22 protein-coding genes, 1 tRNA gene and 1 pseudogene are annotated in these 20,811 nt (G+C 52.5%); 12 read left to right on the plus strand and 12 right to left on the minus strand.

Going from position 1 to position 20,811, the window contains the following annotated elements; genetic code table 11:
• Nucleotides 1–49: 49 nt before the first annotated feature.
• Genes mnmC through ACQYWX_RS09115 form a run of 3 tightly spaced genes read right to left on the minus strand, consistent with a single transcriptional unit; the run spans nucleotide 50 to nucleotide 3,824 of the window.
• Nucleotides 50–1,930 carry a bifunctional tRNA (5-methylaminomethyl-2-thiouridine)(34)-methyltransferase MnmD/FAD-dependent 5-carboxymethylaminomethyl-2-thiouridine(34) oxidoreductase MnmC gene (gene mnmC / locus ACQYWX_RS09105; protein WP_431688557.1) on the minus strand — a complete coding sequence of 627 codons (1,881 nt, stop codon included), beginning with the start codon at nucleotides 1,928–1,930 and terminating at the stop codon, nucleotides 50–52.
• On the minus strand, nucleotides 1,927–2,517 hold the full coding sequence (locus ACQYWX_RS09110; RefSeq protein ID WP_431688558.1) for a peptidylprolyl isomerase: 591 nt from the start codon (nucleotides 2,515–2,517) through the stop codon (nucleotides 1,927–1,929). Before ACQYWX_RS09110 ends, mnmC begins: the two co-directional genes overlap by 4 nt.
• Complete coding sequence (locus tag ACQYWX_RS09115; protein ID WP_431688559.1) at nucleotides 2,517–3,824, minus strand: GGDEF domain-containing protein; 1,308 nt, start codon at nucleotides 3,822–3,824, stop codon at nucleotides 2,517–2,519. Before ACQYWX_RS09115 ends, ACQYWX_RS09110 begins: the two co-directional genes overlap by 1 nt.
• Before the next feature lie 319 nt (nucleotides 3,825–4,143).
• Here ACQYWX_RS09115 and ACQYWX_RS09120 point away from each other — a divergent pair, with 319 nt between their 5' ends.
• On the plus strand, nucleotides 4,144–4,902 hold the full coding sequence (locus ACQYWX_RS09120; protein WP_431688560.1) for a type II secretion protein ATPase: 759 nt from the start codon (nucleotides 4,144–4,146) through the stop codon (nucleotides 4,900–4,902).
• A 139-nt stretch (nucleotides 4,903–5,041) separates the two neighbouring features.
• On the opposite strand, the pseudogene ACQYWX_RS09125 reads toward ACQYWX_RS09120, so the two are convergent.
• The 4 genes and pseudogenes from ACQYWX_RS09125 to flgA form a co-directional block, all read right to left on the minus strand.
• A pseudogene (locus ACQYWX_RS09125) lies at nucleotides 5,042–6,267 on the minus strand (IS3 family transposase).
• A gap of 64 nt (nucleotides 6,268–6,331) precedes the next feature.
• Entirely contained in the window at nucleotides 6,332–6,796 is a 465-nt protein-coding gene (locus ACQYWX_RS09130) for a flagella synthesis protein FlgN (protein ID WP_216737739.1), read from the minus strand.
• Between the two features lie 18 nt (nucleotides 6,797–6,814).
• Entirely contained in the window at nucleotides 6,815–7,129 is a 315-nt protein-coding gene (gene flgM / locus ACQYWX_RS09135; protein WP_431688561.1) for a flagellar biosynthesis anti-sigma factor FlgM, read from the minus strand.
• A 125-nt stretch (nucleotides 7,130–7,254) separates the two neighbouring features.
• Complete coding sequence (gene flgA, locus ACQYWX_RS09140; RefSeq protein WP_279502365.1) at nucleotides 7,255–7,965, minus strand: flagellar basal body P-ring formation chaperone FlgA; 711 nt, start codon at nucleotides 7,963–7,965, stop codon at nucleotides 7,255–7,257.
• A 179-nt stretch (nucleotides 7,966–8,144) separates the two neighbouring features.
• Here flgA and ACQYWX_RS09145 point away from each other — a divergent pair, with 179 nt between their 5' ends.
• From ACQYWX_RS09145 to ACQYWX_RS09160, 4 genes are all read left to right on the plus strand, one after another.
• On the plus strand, nucleotides 8,145–9,089 hold the full coding sequence (locus tag ACQYWX_RS09145; protein ID WP_011398482.1) for a chemotaxis protein CheV: 945 nt from the start codon (nucleotides 8,145–8,147) through the stop codon (nucleotides 9,087–9,089).
• A gap of 126 nt (nucleotides 9,090–9,215) precedes the next feature.
• Entirely contained in the window at nucleotides 9,216–9,983 is a 768-nt protein-coding gene (locus ACQYWX_RS09150) for a CheR family methyltransferase (protein ID WP_431689506.1), read from the plus strand.
• A 124-nt stretch (nucleotides 9,984–10,107) separates the two neighbouring features.
• Nucleotides 10,108–10,198 (plus strand) — tRNA-Ser (locus ACQYWX_RS09155).
• Between the two features lie 155 nt (nucleotides 10,199–10,353).
• Nucleotides 10,354–10,704 (plus strand): hypothetical protein, encoded by a 351-nt coding sequence (locus ACQYWX_RS09160; RefSeq protein WP_431688562.1) that lies wholly within the window; start codon nucleotides 10,354–10,356, stop codon nucleotides 10,702–10,704.
• A gap of 55 nt (nucleotides 10,705–10,759) precedes the next feature.
• Here ACQYWX_RS09160 and ACQYWX_RS09165 read toward each other — a convergent pair whose 3' ends face one another.
• The 5 genes from ACQYWX_RS09165 to ACQYWX_RS09185 form a co-directional block, all read right to left on the minus strand.
• On the minus strand, nucleotides 10,760–11,509 hold the full coding sequence (locus tag ACQYWX_RS09165; RefSeq protein WP_431688563.1) for a protein-tyrosine phosphatase family protein: 750 nt from the start codon (nucleotides 11,507–11,509) through the stop codon (nucleotides 10,760–10,762).
• Between the two features lie 270 nt (nucleotides 11,510–11,779).
• On the minus strand, nucleotides 11,780–12,655 hold the full coding sequence (locus ACQYWX_RS09170; RefSeq protein WP_431688564.1) for a hypothetical protein: 876 nt from the start codon (nucleotides 12,653–12,655) through the stop codon (nucleotides 11,780–11,782).
• A gap of 88 nt (nucleotides 12,656–12,743) precedes the next feature.
• Entirely contained in the window at nucleotides 12,744–12,959 is a 216-nt protein-coding gene (locus tag ACQYWX_RS09175) for an Imm5 family immunity protein (RefSeq protein ID WP_216737168.1), read from the minus strand.
• A gap of 66 nt (nucleotides 12,960–13,025) precedes the next feature.
• Nucleotides 13,026–13,457, minus strand: a complete 432-nt coding sequence (locus ACQYWX_RS09180; protein ID WP_431688565.1) for a hypothetical protein — start codon at nucleotides 13,455–13,457, stop codon at nucleotides 13,026–13,028.
• 282 nt (nucleotides 13,458–13,739) lie between these two features.
• Nucleotides 13,740–14,723, minus strand: a complete 984-nt coding sequence (locus ACQYWX_RS09185) for a YeiH family protein (RefSeq protein ID WP_431688566.1) — start codon at nucleotides 14,721–14,723, stop codon at nucleotides 13,740–13,742.
• A 96-nt stretch (nucleotides 14,724–14,819) separates the two neighbouring features.
• Here ACQYWX_RS09185 and ACQYWX_RS09190 point away from each other — a divergent pair, with 96 nt between their 5' ends.
• The 7 genes from ACQYWX_RS09190 (at nucleotide 14,820) to dbpA (ending at nucleotide 20,809) form a co-directional block, all read left to right on the plus strand.
• Entirely contained in the window at nucleotides 14,820–15,737 is a 918-nt protein-coding gene (locus ACQYWX_RS09190) for a LysR family transcriptional regulator (protein WP_431688567.1), read from the plus strand.
• On the plus strand, nucleotides 15,734–16,657 hold the full coding sequence (locus tag ACQYWX_RS09195; protein ID WP_431688568.1) for a metallophosphoesterase: 924 nt from the start codon (nucleotides 15,734–15,736) through the stop codon (nucleotides 16,655–16,657). Before ACQYWX_RS09190 ends, ACQYWX_RS09195 begins: the two co-directional genes overlap by 4 nt.
• A 112-nt stretch (nucleotides 16,658–16,769) precedes the next feature.
• Nucleotides 16,770–17,270, plus strand: coding sequence for a tetratricopeptide repeat protein (locus ACQYWX_RS09200; RefSeq protein ID WP_216737163.1), 501 nt, complete (start codon nucleotides 16,770–16,772; stop codon nucleotides 17,268–17,270).
• A 37-nt stretch (nucleotides 17,271–17,307) separates the two neighbouring features.
• Nucleotides 17,308–18,036, plus strand: a complete 729-nt coding sequence (locus ACQYWX_RS09205) for a DUF5818 domain-containing protein (protein ID WP_216737162.1) — start codon at nucleotides 17,308–17,310, stop codon at nucleotides 18,034–18,036.
• Nucleotides 18,037–18,053: 17 nt separating this feature from the next.
• The gene (locus ACQYWX_RS09210) at nucleotides 18,054–18,521 is read left to right on the plus strand and encodes a hypothetical protein (RefSeq protein WP_216737161.1); all 468 of its coding nucleotides are present in this window, start codon (nucleotides 18,054–18,056) and stop codon (nucleotides 18,519–18,521) included.
• Between the two features lie 507 nt (nucleotides 18,522–19,028).
• The gene (locus tag ACQYWX_RS09215) at nucleotides 19,029–19,238 is read left to right on the plus strand and encodes a cold-shock protein (RefSeq protein ID WP_011398470.1); all 210 of its coding nucleotides are present in this window, start codon (nucleotides 19,029–19,031) and stop codon (nucleotides 19,236–19,238) included.
• A 182-nt stretch (nucleotides 19,239–19,420) separates the two neighbouring features.
• Nucleotides 19,421–20,809, plus strand: coding sequence for an ATP-dependent RNA helicase DbpA (dbpA, locus tag ACQYWX_RS09220; protein ID WP_431688569.1), 1,389 nt, complete (start codon nucleotides 19,421–19,423; stop codon nucleotides 20,807–20,809).
• The last annotated feature ends 2 nt before the right edge of the window (nucleotides 20,810–20,811 follow it).

Genomic DNA, 20,811 nt, shown 5'->3' on the forward strand with positions numbered 1-20,811 from the left:
GAAGCTCCTTGCGACAGGGCGCCGCGCTTGGCGCCCCAATGCAATCAGTCTACTCCTGGCTGAAGCGGGTTGGCAAAACGCGCTGGATCAGACTGTCTTCGATGGATGCTGGCGTTCCCTCCAGCCTGTCTGCTATCAGTTCGCCGGCAAGCGGCGCCAACGCCAGACCTTTGGAGCCCATGGCAGTCACGATCAATAAACCTTTCCCTCCCTGCTCTGGGATAAGTGGGCCGATGGCGGGCAGGTAATCTGGCAGCGCACTTCTGACAGAGGCGCGTCCTTGCAGGGTGGGTGGGCGTTCAGTTAGCTCGTCGCGCAAGGCGGGAGTAAGCTGGAACAGCTGCTCAAGATTAGCGTCGTTATCCGCCTCAGTCACCAGCGCGTCGGCGCAGTTGGGCTTAAACGTAGCGCCTGTAACCAGTCGGTTTTCAATAGGCGGCATCAGATAGCCCTCGCCGCATAAGACCGTATTCAACTGCGGTAATGCGGCGGGCTCCACCTGTAACGTGGTGACTTGTCCGCGAATGGGTTTGAGGGGGAGGGCGCACGCTGCAGTCGGTAGCATGGCCTGATTGTTGGCGGTGGCCAATATCACGGTAGCGCATTCCAGTTTCTGTGCGGATTCACCGGAATCGATATGGACGCGCCAGTCGCCTTCGCTGGTGCGCTCTAATGCGCTGACCGGCGAATTCAATCTCACCTCAATGTTAGGGTGTTGCAACAGGTGAGCGCATAGCTGCGGCGGAATCAACCAGCCGCCGCCGGGCAAATGCATGGCGCTGGCTGGCAGGCTGACGCCGGCAAGTTCCGACGCTTCCTGCTGGGTGAGAGGATGGATAACCTCTTCTGGGTAGCGATTGTGTTGGAAGAACTTCTGCTGTCTGACGGCTTCCTTGTCATTATGCGCAAGCTGCAGCACGCCGCAGGGATTCCATATGGGCGCAGGCAGGTTGGCGATCTGCGAGTAAAAGCGTTTGGCGTACAAAAAGGCGTTGGCGTGAATGCGTGTGTTGATGCTCCATTCCACGCCGGGCTTTATGTACAACGCGCCCTGTGGGTTGCCTGATGCGTCCGGGGCGATTTGATCCGCCGCTTCCAGTACGATTACTTTCCAGCCACGCGTAGCGAGGGCGTAAGCGACATTGGCGCCAGACAGGCCAGATCCAACCACCACGGCTTCCTTGCGGGGAAGGGCGGAGGGCTGGCTTGGCTCTTCCGTCTGGAATACGCCGACGGTCATGTCTCTTTTATAGCCGAACCCAGGCGCTTTGCTGACATTGAAGCCGTGCTCTTTTAAGCCGCGACGGATGAAGCCTGCGGCGGAGAACGTGGCGACGGTGCAACCCTGCGCAGCGTGGCTGGCGATCAGCGGAAACAACGATTCGCTCCACATCTCGGGATTCTGTTTTGGCGAGAAACCGTCCAGAAACCAGGCGTCGGCTTTAAAGCGGCAATCGGACAGCCAGTCCACGACATCGCCCAGGTATAACGTCAATGTGACGCCCTGACCGATGAAGCGACAACGGTGCACGCCCCGCATGGGGGCGGGGTATTGCGCTTGTAACTGCCGGGCGAACTCCGCCAGTTGCGGCCAGGCCTGATGACATCGAGCCAGATCTTCCAGCGTCAGCGGACAAAATTCCACGGAAGTGAAATGCAGGTGGCCGTCCGCAGGGCCGCATTCTCGCCAGAGCGCCCAGGCCATAAGGAAGTTGAGGCCGCTGCCGAAGCCGGTTTCCGCAATGGTGAATAGGGAGCCCGGCGGCGCCTTACTGAAACGCTCTCTCAGGCGATTGCCCGTGAGGAAGACATAATCTGTTTCCTCCGGGCCGCTTTCCTTGGAGAAGTAGATGTCGCCGTAAGCGTTGGAGATCGGCGCGCCGTTGTCGGACCAGGAGAGGTCTGCATAATCAAGTTGCGGACCTTTCACTGCTGGCTTGCAACCTCATCCAGTTTGATGGAGTTAATAGTGACGGTCTTGACTGGCACGTTCTGATAAGGGCCGGTGTTCTGCGTCGGCGCGTTGGCGATCTTGTCCACTACATCCATGCCGGACACGACTTCGGCGAATACCGCATAGCCGGGTCTGCCTTTGGCGCCGTTCAAATAGGCGTTATCGATAACATTGATGAAGAATTGCGACGTAGCGGAGTTAGGATCATTGGTTCTGGCCATGGCCAGGGTGCCGCGATCGTTCGCGAGGCCGTTATCGGATTCATTCTTGATCGGCGCTTTAGTGTCTTTTTTCTCCATGTTGGGCTTGAAGCCGCCGCCCTGAATCATGAATTGGGGAATCGTGCGGTGAAAGATCAAGCCGTCGTAGTAGCCGTCTTTGATATAGCCGACGAAGTTCTCAACGGTGACTGGCGCCTTGTCGTTGAACAACTTGATCTTGATGTCGCCCTCGGAAGTGCTGATGGTGGCTGTCGGCAGGTCGGCGGCCATCGCCGTCAAACTGATCGCCCAGAAAGCCAGGCCAAGTAATCCTCTTTTGCCCGCATTTACGCTGTGTCTCACTAGATTTCTCCATTGCTTTCGGATTCGTCGTGGATGTTCGGTTCGCCTTCGTCCTCTGAGCTGGCGGGTTCCGCTGTCTCAGAGGTCTCGTTGGCGGGAAAACCGTGGGCACGATTCTTACCTTTTCGTTTTGCCATGTAAAGCGCGCTGTCGGCTTGAGAAATCAATGTGTTGGGGGCGTCGCCCTGGGATGGAGCGAGCGCGCTGAAACCTACGCTGACGGTCAGGCGTTTCAGCTCCGGTGAGCCTTCATTCTCTATGTTGAGTTCGTAGATCTGGCGCACAATCTGTTCCGCCAGACGTTGCGCTGACGCCTGATCCGCGTGAGGCAGAATGACGGCGAACTCTTCGCCACCGTAGCGGGCGACCAAGTCGGCGGCGCGACGAGACGTTTGCGTCAGGCAGTCGGCGACATTAATGAGGCAGTCGTCGCCACGCTGATGTCCGTAGGCGTCGTTATAGGCTTTGAAGAAGTCCACATCCACCATCAACAGCGCCAGAGGTTTGTCGTCGCGCAGACATCGATTCCATTCCGTCTCCAGACTTTTGTTGAAGTGGCGGCGATTTGCGACCTGGGTCAGGCTGTCCATCAAGGAAAGCCGCTCCAGTTCTGCATGGGCGGCGCGCAGCTCCTCTTGCTCATACAGCAGGAGCAACTGTTGCAGGAAGTTTTTACGGGTTTCGTATTCCACCCGATAGCACACCAATACTGAAATCAGCGTGACAAAGGTGTGCAGGAACAGCAGCTCAGTGAACTGCGAGGCGTGCAGATGCATGAGAAAGTGCATCGCCAGCACCTGGGACAGCCACATCAATAGAGCAAAGGGAAATATGTAGTGGAACTGCAGGCGCAGCACCGTGCAGACGAATATGACGGAGATGATCGAGCCGGTCTGGTAATGAAACTGATCAATGGCGGCGGCCTTCATGGCGATGGCGATCAGGCTCAGGTGAATGCACAACGCCCCCAGGCACAGGGTCATCTGATAACGATTGCGCACCCAGGCGAGTCGGCTGGCCAGCGTCACCAGAATGATGCCGAGAGCGTCCGCCACCCTGATTTGCAGGGTTTGTTCAAATAGAGCGGGAATCACTAAATGATCGGCGAATGTGAAGAACACCAGCACCAGCGCGCCCAGTAGTGGGTATACCCGGTTCAGATGCAGATAACGGTTCGAGTGATAACGCTCAAACTCGCTTTCCAATTCGCCTTCGAATTGCAGTCCGTGCATGCCGTTGTCCAGCAGTCTGCGAACGTAGGTCGCGGTGTCTGCGGACATATCCTGGTGACTGTTCGGTAATGACAAATCCGCCCCCTGGGGTGTGGTTGCTGCAAGCGTCTCAGGTATTGAAAACCGGCTCTTCTATAAAAGTGTAACCAACCATGCTTTTACCGCCAGCGTTATAAGCGACAAATTATTAGAAATTCCTTAAAAGTTTCAGGCATCTAGGCGTCATAGCGAGAGAGGCTGCGGCGTTGGCCGCTAATACTCGGTAGTAAGTCATTAATACTTGGTTGTAGGCGATAGCAAAACCCATACAAAAATTAACCTATCTCGGGTGTACAAGTTTTAAACATCTTCCATTATTAAAGAGCTACTACTCAATAAAAAAGGAGTTATAGTCATGGCGACTCAGCAGCAAGCTATTGAAAGATCCCGCCTAGGTCGCCTCCTGGTGAACCGGGGATACATTACCGAAGGTCAGCTTAATGAAGCATTAACGGCGCAGACCGTTAATGGTCAACGCCTTGGTGAATTGTTAGTAGATTTTGGCTGGATAACTGACAAGGAGCTGCAACGTACCCTCCGGCACCAAAGCCGGTATCGCTACGCCGCGGCGTTCGTCGCTATGGCCGTGGCGCCGTTCCAGCCCATGGTGGCGTTCGCCGCCTCCCAGTCTGAAAATGAATCTTTACCGGTAGCCTCTGAAACCCTGTATCAAAATGCGGCGGGGCTGCAGGCGCTGGATGACAGTGAAATGAGCAATGTCGGCGCGCAGGGTTTCACTGAAGAGTTCCAGCAATTTTACAACATGGCCGCGAAGGCCCAGCTGGAAGGTCAGAATTCTGATAATCCTGATGAATTGCCTGGGCTGGACGGGGTTCAGGTGCTCGGGTCTCTCGGAAAACTATTGCTTCCAATCACTAATGTCCTGGACGCCGAAGTTGAAGTGGTCGGCGTGCAAATCGATCCCTCCCGCATCAAACCTTTGTTTAATGAAGACGGCGGCATGAACGTGACGCTTCCGAATCATATCGAGCGGGTCAGTTTCAACAATATTCGGCCGATGGGGGTATCGGCGGATGGTCCCACCATGGGCAGTATTCATTTGGAAGGGATCGAGTTTAGCGATAACTCGTATATCGTGGTGAAACCCTACTGAGTAGACGGTTCCTCCGCACGGCGGGCGAGGTAGTTAGAGCGCTCCGTCGGTTGCGGATCTTTTCCTTAGACGATGTTGTTTCAGGCCGCGCAGTTTGCGGCCTTTTTTATGGCTGTCTAGTCCTGATATAGGTTGACACCTATTTCGTCTCAAACGCCCGATGCACTGCGTCGGGCGTTTTGTATTTCAGGGCCAGATGAGGCCGCTCTCGGTTATAAATATCCACGGATTCATCAACCATCGTTCGAGCCTGCCCTAGATTCCCCGGTCGCATCAGCGGGAACTCCGTTTTCAAGATCCCGTTCACCCGTTCCGCCAACGCATTCTGATAGCAGTCATACCCGTCGGTCATCGAACATTGAATGCCGTGTTGACGGTGCAGCTTCTGGTCGCTGTCGCAACAGTATTGGACACCTCGGTCGGAGTGGTGGGTCAATGGCTGCCGCCCCGGCCGTTCACGCAGAGCCTTGCGCAAGGCCTGTTCCACATCCTCGCTGCGCAAGCTTTCATGTACATGATGACCCACGACCTTACGGGAGTAAGCATCGGTCACCAGACTCACGTAGCTCATGCCGGAGCGTGTCGGCAGATAGGTGATATCCGCCACCCAGATCTGGCTAGGCCGGCAGGCCACGACTTGCTCTGGGCCCGGCTTGAGCAGGTTTGGGTGACGTCGGAAGCGGTGATGACTGTGCGTGGTCTTGTGGTAAGCCCGGCGTCGGGGAACCAACAGGCGCCGGCTACGCAGCACCTGAAGCAGTTAATCCCGCCCCAGATGAAGGGTGTGATCCGACTGCTCATGGAGAAGATGCCGGAGCTTGCGAGCGCCGATCCGGGGCTGACGGAGACGAACAGTCCGGACAAAGTCCACCACCCGCTGCTCACGATCCTCCCTGGCTCGCTGCGCTCGTTCCGCCTGATACCAAGCTTGCCGGCTAATCCCCAAGAGACGACACGCCCTGCTGACGGTCAATCCGGCTCCGCGTTCTTGCGTGAGGACTTGCCGGGCCGCTTTTTTACGCACACCCCGTAATCCTTCTCCATCACATCGACAATCGCTTCGAAGAACTCAGCTTTCTGTTCGGCCAGACGCAGCTTCTCCTCAAGCTCCTTGATCCGCTGTTCCGGGGTTGGTGGGGACTTCGGCATGGTGGGATTCCTGTTCACACGGTGGGAGGTGACGCCAGGACTCCAGTCCTGGCTGCCATATCGACGCAACCACGTTAGCACCGTCGAACGGCCTTGGATACCGTAGCGGGCCTGAGCCTGTTTATAAGTCAGCTCTCCGCCTTCGACCTGATCCACCACCGCCTGTTTAAAAGTCAGAGTGTAGTCCCGTTGTGTTCGCTTAACTCGCTGATTCATCACATTCTCCCAAAGTTAGGGCTGGAATGTGTCAACTCTATTCAGGACGGGTCAGTCCAGGAATCTATGCCTGCGCGATGGCCTGGGCGTCGCCAACGCTTTTCTCCACGCCGTTTTTGCCGTACAGCTGCATTTGCTGGGACTGGCCGCGGATGATCTGCATCATCTTGGTCGTGCGCTGCTGTGAGCGGGCGATAATGCGTCCGTTGACTTCATTCAGCTTGTGTATATTGGCGAGGCTGCTTTCGCACTGGCGGTAAAGCTTCATCACGGGAGGCGCTTTTTCCTTCAGCAGAGAGAGAAAGCGATCGATGGGCAGTCCGGTTTTGCTGACCCACTGCGTACGAGTGCGCGCATGGCTTTCGATTTGTTGCAGGAGGGGGAGTTTGCATTCGATGATGCGCTGCAGCGTTTCAATATCGCTTTGCTCCAGAGAGTCGCGTTCCTGCTGCAGCACATCTTCAAGTTGGGAGAGAGTTTGTAGATCCTGTTTAAGCAGATCAATAAATACTTTCAGATCGGCGGACATGATGCCCTCACAGTGTTATCAGAAGTCTTGCTCAAAATTAAGCAATTTCTCTGCCACACTGCGTGAATTGATCTGATAGGATCCGTCGGCCAGCGCTTTTTTGATCTTTTCCACCCGTTCGCTATCCACGTCGGGCAGTTTCGCCAGTTGCTGTTCGACTTTCCTGATGTTCTGAGCCTGCGAACTGAGGACGACTTTATCCCCGGAATCTCCGCTTTTTTCGGGAGCCGCCGCATTTTTCCCGGCGTCTACATCGACTTTCTCAGTCTTCTGCAGGTTTTCCCGGGACTTGATATCGTTCACTGAAGGTGAACCGACACCCTTGATATTCATGGCCTTACTCTCTTAAAAACTTTAATTACCTAACTTATCGGCTCAATGCAGGGAAACTTTAGCGAGATTTTCAGAATTATTTTATGAATGTCGCCATTCTACCTGAAACAGCGCGACCTGTACGTTCACAGGGGCGTTCTGACGTGGCCTGATCCTATGACTTCCGCCCGCACCATGCGGTTGCTGGAGCTGTTCTTCACCATGATCTGTTGACCGCGTCTGCCATCCGCCATGGCGACCCCCGGCATTTTCACGCTGAAGTGGGAAGTGGCCGCTTCTATCACCACCATGTCGCCCTTATTAATAAGTTTAGGCGCTTCCAGCATATTTGGATAGGGCGCGGAGCCTGCTGTGACAGGGCGTCGCGTGATCATGCCGACCACGTCTTCGGTATTTGTGTAGAAACCATAGCGTAAGTCGATGATATTCAACTCTTTGGTTTCCAGATCCTCTGGCGCCAGCGCGTAATCCCGCGGCACGCCGGATTTGATGGTCACGATTTGTCTGTACCGCTCCATTTGTACGGGCACGTAGATCTGCCAGGGGCTTGGGGTGTCGCAGCTTACCTTTAGCGTCAGTCTTCCGCCGTTGGAGCTGGCTTCCTTGACGGCTGGCGTCTGTTCACAAGGGGAGAAGTTAAGGCGGGAGTCAGGTTCGGAGACTTCATAAACAACCCGTTCCTGGAGCTGTTCAGCCGCAGCTGCAGCGAATCGCATCATAAATTCTTCCACAGCAACGGAAGTTTGTTGCCGCCAGACCGGAATGGAATTGCATAAGGCCGGGGCTGAAAAAACGAGAATGCCGATATACATCAAGCCGGTTATGCGTATTTTCATTTTTTGTCCTATGCTTTACTTAGCTACCGGGTAGCCGCTTGCGCGTCGCCAATAAAATGACGGTGTGCGACAAGGCACGCAAAGTCTGTGCCGGGCTGGCGAGCTCATGCGGGGCGCCACCTCGTCAGCGCCCCGATCCGATAGTTCGGTAATCTACAACAAACAGCGGAGCGCCCTTTATGGCCGGGGTATTAGACAGCGTAAACCAACGTACTCAGTTAGTCGGACAGAACCGCCTGGAGTTGCTCCTGTTTCGGCTGCAGGGTGAGCAGATATACGGAATTAACGTTTTTAAGGTTAAGGAAGTTCTGCAATGCCCGAAGCTGACAATGATGCCTAAACGACATCCGGTGGTCAGGGGAGTGGCTCATATACGCGGTGAAACCATCCCTATACTTGACATGGGAATGGCCACCGGGCAGATGCCCGTTCCTGAAAAAGACGTCAACAACTGCTTTGTCATCATCACGGAATACAACCGTAAGACCCAGGGCTTTCTGGTGTCCGGGGTGGAGCGTATCGTCAATATGAATTGGGAAGATATGCATCCGCCGCCAAAAGGCGCAGGCAAAGACAATTATTTGACGGCGGTGACCCGCTTGGAAAACAAGCTGATTGAAGTCATTGATGTGGAGAAGATTCTCGCCGAGGTCTCTCCAACTCGGGATACCGTCGCGGATGAATTCATCGATAAGGAACTGGCCGCCAAGGCGATTGAGCATAAAGTGCTGGTGGTGGACGACTCCACTGTGGCGCGCCGCCAGATCGTACATTGTATGGATGCGGTGGGCGTTGAGGTCGTCACCAAAAATGACGGTCGCCAGGCCTTGGATTATCTTCGTTCGCTGGTCGCTGACGGCAGTCGCATTGACGATCATCTCAGTCTGATGATTTCAGACGTAGAGATGCCTGAAATGGATGGCTACACGCTGACGACCAACTGCAAAAATGATCCTTCATTGAAGGATTTGTACATCATGCTGCACACGTCTTTAAGCGGCGTTTTCAACAAGGCGATGGTGGCGAAAGTCGGCGCAGATGATTTCATGGCCAAGTTCAACCCCGATGAGCTGGCGCAGCGAGTGACATCTGTGCTGAAAACGATAGAAGAAAGAAGACAATAACACCGGCTGGCGTAATTACCTTCAGCTGTCGACGCGCTTGGCGCATAACCGGTCAGGGCAGGATATTTTCTGGTTAATAACGCAGACTACGATAAGTTTCGGGATTTCCTCCAAAAAGCATGTGGCATTGTACTAGGCGATAACAAACAATACTTAGTGCAAAGCCGCCTGCGGCGAATTATGGCGGATGAAAAGATTGAGACCGTGGGCGAGCTGGTCGACAAAATGAGTCGATCCATGCGCTCACCTTTGCGGGAGGCGGTGGTCGATGCGATGACCACCAACGAAACCCTTTGGTTCAGGGACGTTCATCCATTCCGAATTCTGGAAGAAAAAATACTCCCAGAGCTGAACGCCAACAAAGGCGTCACACAGATTCGCGTTTGGTCGGCGGCTTGCTCAACAGGGCAGGAGCCGTATTCCATTTCCATGGTGACGGATGAATACCGTCGTAAAAACCTGGGCGGCATGCGCGCTTCCCTCAGCATTGTGGCGACAGACCTGTCCGCCAGTGTGCTCAGCGCCGCGCGCAAGGGCGAATATGAAATGCTGGCCATTGGACGAGGGCTGTCCAAGGAGCGCATGACCAATTACTTCACCAAGACCCCCAACGGCTCCTGGAAAATCAAGCCGGAGGTTGCTCGTTGCGTGGAGTTTCGATCACTGAACCTGCTGGACTCCTATTCATTACTAGGAAAGTTCGACGTGATTTTCTGTCGCAATGTGCTTATCTATTTCTCGGCGGAGCTGAAGAAGGACATTCTGTCCCGCATGCACTCCGCTCTGAAGCCGGGCGGCTATCTGATACTCGGCGCCTCGGAGTCCCTGGGGAATCTCCCGGATAAGTTCGAGATGGTGCACTGCAGCCCAGGCATCATTTATAGAGCGAAGTAGACCACCGCAAGCCTCAGTGAAATATTTGCGAGATAGGGAATATTAGAGGTTGCCTTTCGAGGGGCATTCGTATACATTAGCGCACCTCAAAACACGGGTTGCAATAATCCTGTTTTGGTTCTCTGGTGAGGTGTCCGAGCGGTTGAAGGAGCACGCCTGGAAAGCGTGTATACGGTCACCCCGTATCGAGGGTTCGAATCCCTCCCTCACCGCCATTGAATTCCCTTCCGAATAAATTCTCCCCCAATCTCAACAACTGTAATTGTTTATCTTCGCCTGCTTTGAGTTTTCACTTTCAGCCTTTGCTGTTGTTTTTATCGGTTGTCGTGACGCAGGCAAGGCGGATTTTGACTGTTTGATTTAAGGAATAATGAAAGTACACGAAAGTTTTGACGCTTACCGCCAAAACCTCAATGTTATTGACCATTTGGACCGGTGGAAGCAAGAGCTATCCAAAAATATCGCTCTTAACCCTAAAGACGCCATTTCACATGGATTAATCAGTGAAATTGAGCTGGCGACGCTAAGGTTAAAATTGCTGTCCAAGACTGAAATATTCAGTGAAAGGGCGACCATTCAAAGAATTCAGCCTTCGCGAGACAAGCTTAATTATCGCCTGATGTGCGAATGCGGCTACAAAAACCGCGAAAAGTGGCGTGACGCCAAAGATGGTGGAAAATTGATCGGCGTCGAGGAAGGGACTTACGTCATTAATCGGTAAGTCCCGCCATATTTCCGGACTAGGAGGGGGCAAGCCAATAGTGCGTCAGGAAAACTTAAAAGCCGTCGCTATTGCCTGAACTAAAGTTGGCGTAAAAGAACCCTGGCATGCTCGCATCGTCTGGCATGCCTAATCCTGAGGGGCCGGAAAATCCAACGCCTGATCCATTTGGACCCGTGAAGCTTGGGGCAGACCCCATTGGTGCGCCAAAGCTGGCGCCTGAACCTAACCCCAGAGTAAGAGGCGTTGTCGCAGGATTACTCGGCAGCTTTGCCGCTGCTCGAATCGATTCGACCTGGTCTGCCGTTTCGACGCCAAAGTTCCCCTTTAAGCTCAACGAGTTACACATTGCATTGATGTCCGCGCCTGTCTGGGTCTTCATGTGTTTGGTCATCGCCCAGCCGGCGACGATGGTTCCTGTCCGGCCCTCTCCGTAGCCGCAATGCACGAGAGTGGCTCCTCTTTTCCTGTTTGCTTCAATGATTTCTGCTGCCTTTAGAAGTTGTGCAGGAGTGGCCGCTTTAAAGTCTGCGATTTTGAAATGGTAGTAAGAAATTCCGTAAGTCTTCAAAAGCGTCTTTGAGTGCTCCTCTAATGCGTATTCGTTAGAGCTGATAATGCAAGTAATGCCTTTCTTCTTTAAGAAGTCGACTTGAACAAAGCTAAGCGTATGGGGTTGGTCATGCCCTGCATAATTTGGCTGAGATGAGCGCACCAGAACACCAGGCAGAACCCATTGAAAATTGCGGAATCCAAACTGCGCTGTGTGGCCGATACTTTGATAATTGTTTAAACCGTAAATCATGATCGTCTCCTAAATGGGCTTTCGTGCATCAATCTTTGTTACTTTCAAAGACGACAACGAAGACGCATTTGGATGCGAGCTTCCTGATTTTTTTGATTACCGGGATTCAGATGACGTTCAATAATCCCGATGGAACAGAGTGTCTGAAATTGCGCGTGGCTTGATTATGTCAAACGAAAGGAGGCAAAAAGACTGGTGCATGAACACAAAACGGCCTTGATGTTTTTGGTCATGGCGTTACTGAATTGATGCGCTTATACGGTTACTGCGTTATGCAACAGGCTCGCGACAATCTGGAGTTGTGTCATAGTAGCCTGCCTCAAAGATTTTTTGTGCTATGTGAAGTGGTCCTTCAGTTTTTGCTATGGCAAGTTCGCTGGGTGTGGCGCCCAAAAGCACGCGCCAATTACTCATATGATTTCCGACTGGAAACTCTTCGTTAATGGATACGGGAGGAAGGACCAAAAAGCCGCCGTAGATGGTGTCTGGAATTCGCTCCTCATTGGTTTGAAGAAAGTCTCCGACCTCAAGGGTATCAAACTGATGTTCAAAATTAATCGCCCAGCCGACAAACTGCCTGATAAGTGGTGCAGAATCAGGGTCAGTGATCATCAAAAGCTCAAAGCAATTTTCGGAGTTTTGATCGCTGAAGCCAGATGTGACCAGGATGTCTAGCTCGTTTTCCTCGTCACAATAGCGAAGGACCCTGAGCGGCGAGTGCTCTGATTGCCAAATCACCTGTGGATCGTCATAGCCAAAAAGAGACCCATAAACAAAGTCTTCTCTGTCAGAGAGAGGGTAAGGGCCCAGTTCCGCCAGGCATTTCATCACAAGGCTGTCCACTCTTGGGTGAATATCATTTACCCCTTCTGAGCGAATGAGTTTGAGTTCACTCAGCCCGGTCCCACTTTCAAGCGAACTGAATAAGTCATCCAACTGCAAATAAGCCCAATAATCGACAGCATCAGTATCGCGATAATCGAGATAGTGCTTGATCTCTGGCTCATCCCCAAAACCCAGCACATATGCGTCCTTGTTATCGAATCGGAACCCAATAGTTACGTCTTCGCTTGATACAAAGCTCATGAAAGGGGAGCGTTTAACCAAGTGAATAAGGGCTTCGGCAGTTTTGTAGTGTGCTGTCATTAGCTTACCTCCTGCTTGTTACTTTTGACTTGGGGCGATCGAAGCATGGCTTGCTCATTACCGACATGCATAGGGAAGATAACCTGTGCTACTTTTGGCATACACTTTTGTAAGCTTCCTCAGCAGCTTGGTTTAAATACCATTCCCAGAACTCGCGACGCTTATTGTTGTTTGCGCCGGGATTTCCTGAGAAGCCTCCTGCGTAGGCTAGACTTGCGGAGAAGTCCGCACTCCAACCGTAAATTTCATCATCAATATCTTCTATCGCATCAGCATTTTCATTTTCCCAGATATCAGTGTCCAATTGGCAAATTTGGAAAGCATTAATAATAGACCAGCCAGAAAGGGTCGCCAGACCAATGTCAGGATTCTATCGACGTCTACTCTCATAACTGCCTCTCACCAGCATGATGACTAATCTGGCGGTAATTGGATTGACTGCTATCGCTAGGCTAAACAGGCCATTGAGGCAATAGAGCAAAGTAAAGGAAGAATAAGAAATGCCAATGATGGAGTAGGATACGACTCCCAGGCGTGTGTAAAGTGGATGCGGTGTGTTTTTCCTGAAGGCAATGTTCTCCAAGATTGAAAAAATCAGTATTTCTATCGTCATTGCAGCTAAAAGGATAGCGAGCAGAAGAATGGGGAGGACCATCAGTAACAAGCCATCTGACCAAGTGGAGGGATCGCCAGGCGTCTCGTTGGAGGTCAGGTTGTCTAAAATGGCCCATGCGGTTAATGGAATAAGAAAGACGCCATAAAAGAGCCCTCGCATGCATTGTGAGAAGCTTGAGCTCTTCATAACACTTTCTTCTGCGCTCTTAACCCCTTGGAATATTTTGCGAATCTGTTGTGTGATCCTGGCTAAATGAGTCATGTGGTTAGTGGGTGGATGAACCTATGCAAGTTTGCCGGATTGGCGTTTGGGCGCTAGCTCGACTGCCTGTAAGCCCCAGTGAAATAGCAGACATAACAGGCGAAGTTTGGACTCGGAGTATAATCGCAGACGAGCTCCGCCCTGCATGCAAATCGGCTTTAAATAATTATTTGTAATGACTGGTGCGCATGAGGGCGATAGCAACCTCTAAATCGTCGCTTCAAGCATCCATGCGTTCAATCCAAATCCGCCTGCCAGCAATACGATGAACAGAATCAACGATAATGCGATGGGCTTTGCCCCGGCTTGGCGTATGTCGCTCCAGCGGGTTTTGACGCCCAGAGCGGTCATGGCCAGGGTGAGGGCGAGCTGGGAGGTCCATTTCAATGCTTCCAATACAAACTCAGGTAGGGTGATCAAGCTGTTGATGGCTGCTGCGGCGATAAATCCCAAGACAAACCAGGGAATGGCGATCCTTGTTTGAGTATGGGCTCCGGCGGGTGCGCGGAATAGCAGGGCGCTGAGGGCGATGATGACCGGAGCCAACAACATCACTCTGATGAGTTTGGCGACTACCGCGAATTGCATGGCTTCTCCGCTGATGGATTGTCCCGCTGCGATAGCCTGGGCGACCTCATGCACGGTGCTGCCGATATAAATCCCGAATAGCGATGGTTCCATTGCAGTAAAGCGGTATATGACGGGGTAGATAAACATGGCTAAAGTGCCGAAAACGACCACTGTTCCGACTGCGACCGCGACATCCTTCTCTTTTGCGCGAACAACAGGTTCGGCGGCCATGATGGCGGCAGCTCCGCAAACTGCGCTGCCTATGGCGGTAAGCGTTGCTATCTCCTTAGGAAGACGTAGAAGCTTGACCCCCAGATAAATACCGATAGAGAGCACGAAAATGATAACGATGGCGTCCAGCAATACAGTGCGCCAGCCAATAGCGGCTATTTGCTGAAAACTGAGGTTGAAGCCGAACAGGATGATGCCCAGGCGCAGCAGTTTCTGCTGGCAGAAGTTAAGGGTAGTGGCGGCGCTTTGGGTGTTGTGGGTAGTCGCTGCGCCATAAAGCAGACCCAGCAGTGAGGCCAGGGGAAGGGCGCTGAGTCCCAAAGCGGCGATAAAGGGAATTTGAGCGAGTAGGATAGCGCAAACAGCAAGCGCGATCAGGCGGATTAGCATGGCGTGAGCCCCTTTATATTTTCGTTGGGGGGACTTTAAGAAAACGTCTATGATAAGTATATTGGATGTTTTTTAAGTAATAGTTTAGAAAAACCGATGAATGTGAGTCTGCGGCAATTGCGAGTGTTTGAGGCTACCGCCAGATTGGGGCGATTAACTCTGGCGGCTGAGGAGCAATGTCTTAGTCAGTCGGCGGCAAGCCAGTCCATTCGGGAAATGGAAAAGGCGCTGGGTTACGCTGTGCTCAATAAAGTGGGGCGTGAGCTGGAGTTGAGTGACGCTGGCAGGCGTGTACTGCCGCGCGTAAGACGAATTCTTGGTTTGGTGGATGGATTGGCGCTGCCTGACATTGAAAAAGTGGCCGGTCCTCTACGTGTGGCGGCCAGCGTTACAATTGCTTCCTATCTGCTTCCTTCACTGTTGGCGGAGTTCGTCAAACGCTATCCTGAAGTAGAGCCCGATTTGCAGATACAGAATACAGAGACGGTGCTTGCTTTACTTGAAAAAGGGCGTGCGCACATTGGCATGATTGAAGGGCCAGCCCTGCACCCCACATTGCACATCGCACCCTGGCTGTCTGATAGGTTGGCGATTTTCTGCGCGGCGGGACATCCTTTGGCGCAGGTTGATAACATTGGAGTGGAAGCGCTGGAGCAGTTTCTGTGGATCGTGCGCGAGACCGGGTCTGGTACGCGCGCGGTGTTTGATGCGGCGATGCAAGCCATAGGCGTGCGACCGCGCATTGCTCTGGCGTTGTCCCGGCAGGAGGCGATCAAGCAATCTGTGCGTGCGGGACTGGGTGTAGGCTGTCTGTCAGGGCTTTCGATTGTGGACGAAGTGCGCGAGGGTCTGCTGGTTGAGCTGAGCACACCCCTTAATCTGACGCGCCAGTTCTCTTGGATAATTTCGCCGGACAACAGCGAGTCGACCATGGTTAAGGCGTTTATTGAGTTATTGCAGGAGAGGGGGCGAGAGGCGAACCGTCACCTTACTGGAGAGGGAGAACGAATATGAAAAGGCAGTATTACGACATTATTGGCGATATTCATGGCCATGCGGATGAACTGATCAAATTGTTGCGACTGCTTGGCTATGTGGATGCTGGCGATGGTTACGCGCATCCAGAGCGCAAAGTCATCTTTCTCGGAGATTTTATTGACCGCGGAGAACACTTGCGACAACACCGTGAACTGTTGGCGCTGGTCATGAAAATGGTGAGTAGTGGTCATGCGTTGGCGGTGATGGGGAATCATGAATTTAATGCGCTGGCGTTCCACACCTTACACCAGGGAGAGTATCTACGCCGTCGTACGGAAAAGAATATCCGCCAGCATCAGGCTTTTCTGAACGAGTTTGAATCTGAGCCTGAATTGAAAAAAGACGTGCTGGCGTTTTTCCACAGCTTGCCGCTCTGGCTGGAGTTGGACGGCCTACGAGTCATTCACGCCTGTTGGCATGATGACTACATCGACATCGTTCGTACGCGCTCGCCCTCCGGGTTGCTGGATCTGGACATGCTGATTGACGCCTCCACTGAAGGACACCAGATGTTCACTGCCGTTGAAACCCTGATTAAGGGGGTAGAGGTAGAGTTGCCTGATGGAATCGTGTTTCATGACAAAGATGGAACCGAAAGGGGCGCTATTCGCGTGCAGTGGTGGCGGCGCGATGCGAAGACTTTAGGAGAGGTGGCGTTGCCTATTGGTTTGGAGATTGGCGACGCCGCACAACTTCCGGCTCCGGCAACGATGCCCAGATACGGAGAAGAACGGCCGCCTTGTTTTGTTGGTCATTATTGGCTGGCGGGCGAACCGGAGCCGTTGGCTTCCAATGTGGCCTGCCTTGATTATTCAGTGGCCAAGCAGGGGAAATTGGTGGCGTACCGCTGGAGTGGCGAGTCGGTATTACGGAAAGAAAACTTTATTCATGCTTAAGCGTGAATTGTTCCCAGTCAGTTTTGGGGAAAATGAAATACAGCAGAATGCGGCGTGAAGCCGGGTGATCGTAATCTCCTTCCGGGATGTTGAAGGGGAGTTTTCAGACGGAGTGACAGTAAAAAGTATGATGAATGCAGAGTCCATTAGATATCTACGGGAGCAAGGGCGTCATGAAGATGCGCGTAACCTTGCCGTGCAATTGACGGAAGATTTTCCTACCGACGCTGAGCTACAGTACGAGGCCGCCTGCGTTCATGACTATTTGGGATTGGAGGCGAAAGCTGTTCCGTACTATCTCAACGCAATTTCCGGAGAGTTATCGGAGACGCTGCTGCGAGGCGCATATTTGGGGTTGGGCAGCACTTATCGCGCACTGGGAGAATATGAGCTGGCGCTGAATACCTTTGATGAAGGGCTGGCGCAGTTTCCTGAAGCGCATGAGTTGCACGTGTTCAAAGCCATGGCTTTGTTCAATGTAGGGGAACCCAGGCAGTCTGTTGAAACGTTGCTGAAAGTGATCGCCGCTACCTCCCAGGACCCCTATGTGCAGGAATACAGAAGAGCCATCGCTCTTTATTCTGAAGATCTGACGAGAACCTGGCGGGAATGAAAGAGTATTTTCATACTGACTCAAAAAGGACGAAAAAATGAATGGAATAAATAAAGGCGTCAGTCTTTTCACTGGGGCGCGAGTAAATCTGAGACATATGGCCGTCTGTTTGCCGCTGCTTTTGGCGGCGCCGGCGGAGGTTTGGGCGGATGGGGACGCCGCAGACCAAAGACAATCCGCTGCGAAATCCATGGTATACCGGGTTGATAACGTACAGGTGAACATACTGGAAAGTTATCCGCCAATGCTGGAGATTCGGGCGGAAGGGATGATACCTACCGCAGGCTGGAGCAATGCTGAGCTGGTTGCTTTCCAATACATACAGGCGCCTCCAGACGGAATCTACGACTTTGGGTTTGTCGCCATGCCCCCTGATCAGCCGGCCGCGGAAGTCATCTCCTCCATGAGCGTGACATATCGCATGGCGGTGATACCGGATGGGTTGAAAGGTGTTCGCGTTCATGCGGAGAGTAACTCGAAGGCGGCCATGCTGGGGGAATCTGACGTGTCGCAATCCAAGAAAGTCTGTCTGAAGGGGCGGCTTACAGAGGAGGGTGTTGAGTGTCCTGCATTCAGGGACACACAAGGGCGTCTTTACACTCTGGGCGGTGACTTGAGTGGATACCGTCCGGGAGATGATGTGTATGTCACGGGCGAGGCGGCGGAGTATTCATTCTGCATGCAAGGCGTCACTATCTCCGTCGATTATATCGGCGCTTCCGCTCCGAACTGCTATGACGTCACTCAGCAGCAGAACACCGATTAATTGGCAAAGTTGGGTAAATGATCGCCGAAGCGCATTTCAGCAAGTCAAAACGCTATTACGAAGAAGAATATAGTCAGTGGCTCAAACACATTGACCGTTGGAGGAAGTTCGCCCCCTTATGGGCGGGCTTCCTGCTTGCGGCAGGCGCTGTGTCATGCGTGATTGGCGGCGTTTACCCTTTATCTTTTGGCGTGGTTGCGCTGATTTATGGCGCGGGCGCTTTCATTGCAATTCCCGCTCGGAAAAAGCGATGGATTACCCATCGAATGAAGAGCGGGAAGCGCGTTGCTGAAATCAAGGTTCGTTTTTACCAAGACGGTATTGGTTTCGGAGCGGGTGATGAGAAAAAGTGGCCTGAGTCGGTGTTTAAAACCGAAACAGGTATGTTTGTTCGCATGGAAAGCTATGGTCCGTTTATCTATATCCCCGCTGATGCAATTCAGCCCGCTCAGGCTGCAGGAATGCTTGGCGAAATCTATACGTAACAAAAAACGTTGACGCTGTTTCTATTTATATCTGTCCATTCGGTCAGAAAATAGAAATGCTTGCTTATTTGAACAACGATCAATTATTTGGAGAGTAGAATTGTTTCTTGACGACTAAATACTTTCTTGCCTCTGAAGCCTCTATGCATGAATGTCAGACAATCTAGATTGTATTTAGTTTGATCATGAGTCAGCCGTTGCGTTTATCTGTCTGGCAAGGGCGCCGCCGGGGTAAAAGTGGGGAGGAATTCCGTCTCGTTTGCTATAAATAGATCAAAAATTAGAAAACTTGGCCACGAAGACGAAAGGATATGTCTGTTCCATCTTGACACCGAAATCGCCCTGCATATACTTTGAGCAGTCTGTAAGTAAATCTGATATTTATGCAATACCATTTCGAAGTCCTGTCTATAGTCCTCGTCCTGTTTTCATAAGTAATAGAAAAACTTCCAGCAAAGCGGCCTTATGCAAGGCATTGATTTACTCAAGATTATTTAGGATATGACTATGTCCAATACTGTTACCGGCACTGTAAAGTGGTTCAATGAATCCAAAGGTTTTGGTTTTATCGAGCAAGAATCCGGTCCTGACGTTTTTGCTCACTTCAGCGCCATCACTGGTTCTGGTTTCAAAACTCTGACCGAAGGCCAGAAAGTCGAGTTCACAATTACTCAGGGGCAGAAAGGACCTCAGGCAGAGAACATCGTTCCGCTGTAAGCGGCGTATTTTTTGCGAACCTGAGCAAATACTGCAAAGGGATCGCCGTCTGATCGACAGATGAGACACAAAGGGCAGGGCTTGTAGCCTTGCCCTTTTTTGTTGTTTGATACATCACATCGCGCGGCGACTAATCGACGCCAGCGACGCACCGCAGTTATACCATCCAAAGGAACTTCACCTTGAGCGCCACCGCTTTCTCCTCTCTTTCATTGCATCCAGGACTGTTGCAGAACCTGTCCACGCTTGGGTACCACTCTATGACGGCTATTCAAGCGCAAAGCCTGCCTTCGATACTGGCGGGAAAGGATGTTATCGCTCAGGGTAAAACCGGGTCTGGCAAGACGGCGGCCTTTGGCTTGGGATTACTGAACAAACTCGATGTAAAACGCTTTTGCGTCCAGGCGCTGGTTTTATGCCCCACGCGGGAATTAGCGGATCAGGTCGCCAAAGAAATTCGCCGTTTGGCGAGAGCGATTCATAACATCAAAGTATTAACACTATGCGGCGGTATGCCGTTTGGACCACAAATCGGTTCATTGGAACATGGCGCGCACATCATTGTAGGGACGCCGGGGCGTGTTGAAGAGCATTTGCGTAAAGGAACATTGGTTCTAAACGAATTGCATACCCTGGTGCTCGACGAAGCGGACCGCATGCTGGACATGGGGTTTCAGGCGGCGCTGGACGCTATCGTGGAAAAGATGCCGCCGCAGCGGCAAACGCTGCTGTTCAGCGCTACCTATCCGAGCCAGATTCAGTCCATCGCGGAGCGAGTCATGCTCAGCCCCGTGATGGTCAAGGTGGAGTCTTCACATGACGACACCAGTATTCAGCAGTATTTCTACAAGGTGGAAGGCGATGCACATCGTTTGGAAGTATTGCGACTTTTACTGCTGCAGTATAAGCCAGAATCCACCGTCGTATTCTGCAACACCAAGCGCGAGACGCAGGAAGTGGCGGATATGCTGGTGAGCCACGGTTTCAGCGCTGTCGCCTTGCATGGCGATCTGGAGCAGAGAGATCGCGATCAGACGCTGGTGTGCTTTGCTAACAAAAGCGCATCTATTCTGGTGGCTACCGATGTCGCCGCCCGCGGCCTGGACATCGACGCTCTGGATGCCGTCATCAACTTCCATATCGCCCGTGACCCAGAGGTTCATGTGCATCGTATCGGGCGCACCGGCCGCGCTGGCGCGAGCGGTGTTGCCTGTACTCTCTATAGTGAGTCCGAGATGTACAAAATCGCCCGCCTGGAAGAGTATCAGGAGATTATCGTCAGCGCGGAACCTGCGCCAGCAACCAGTCTGCTGAAGAACCCGGCGTATAAACCGCCAATGGAAACCCTGCAGATCGATGGCGGTAAGAAGCAGAAAGTGCGCCCAGGAGATATTCTCGGCGCGTTGACAGGGGAAAGCGGGGTCGACGGCAAACTGGTTGGCAAAATTCACATTTTTGACAACTGCGCATATGTCGCCGTCGCGGGCAGCGTCGTCAAACTTGCTATGGATAAACTGGGCAAAGGGAAAATGAAAGGGCGATCGTTTCGGGTTAGAAAGATCAGGAATTGATG

This window comes from Hahella sp. NBU794 (assembly GCF_050749805.1).
In the GTDB taxonomy this organism is placed as follows: domain Bacteria; phylum Pseudomonadota; class Gammaproteobacteria; order Pseudomonadales; family Oleiphilaceae; genus Hahella.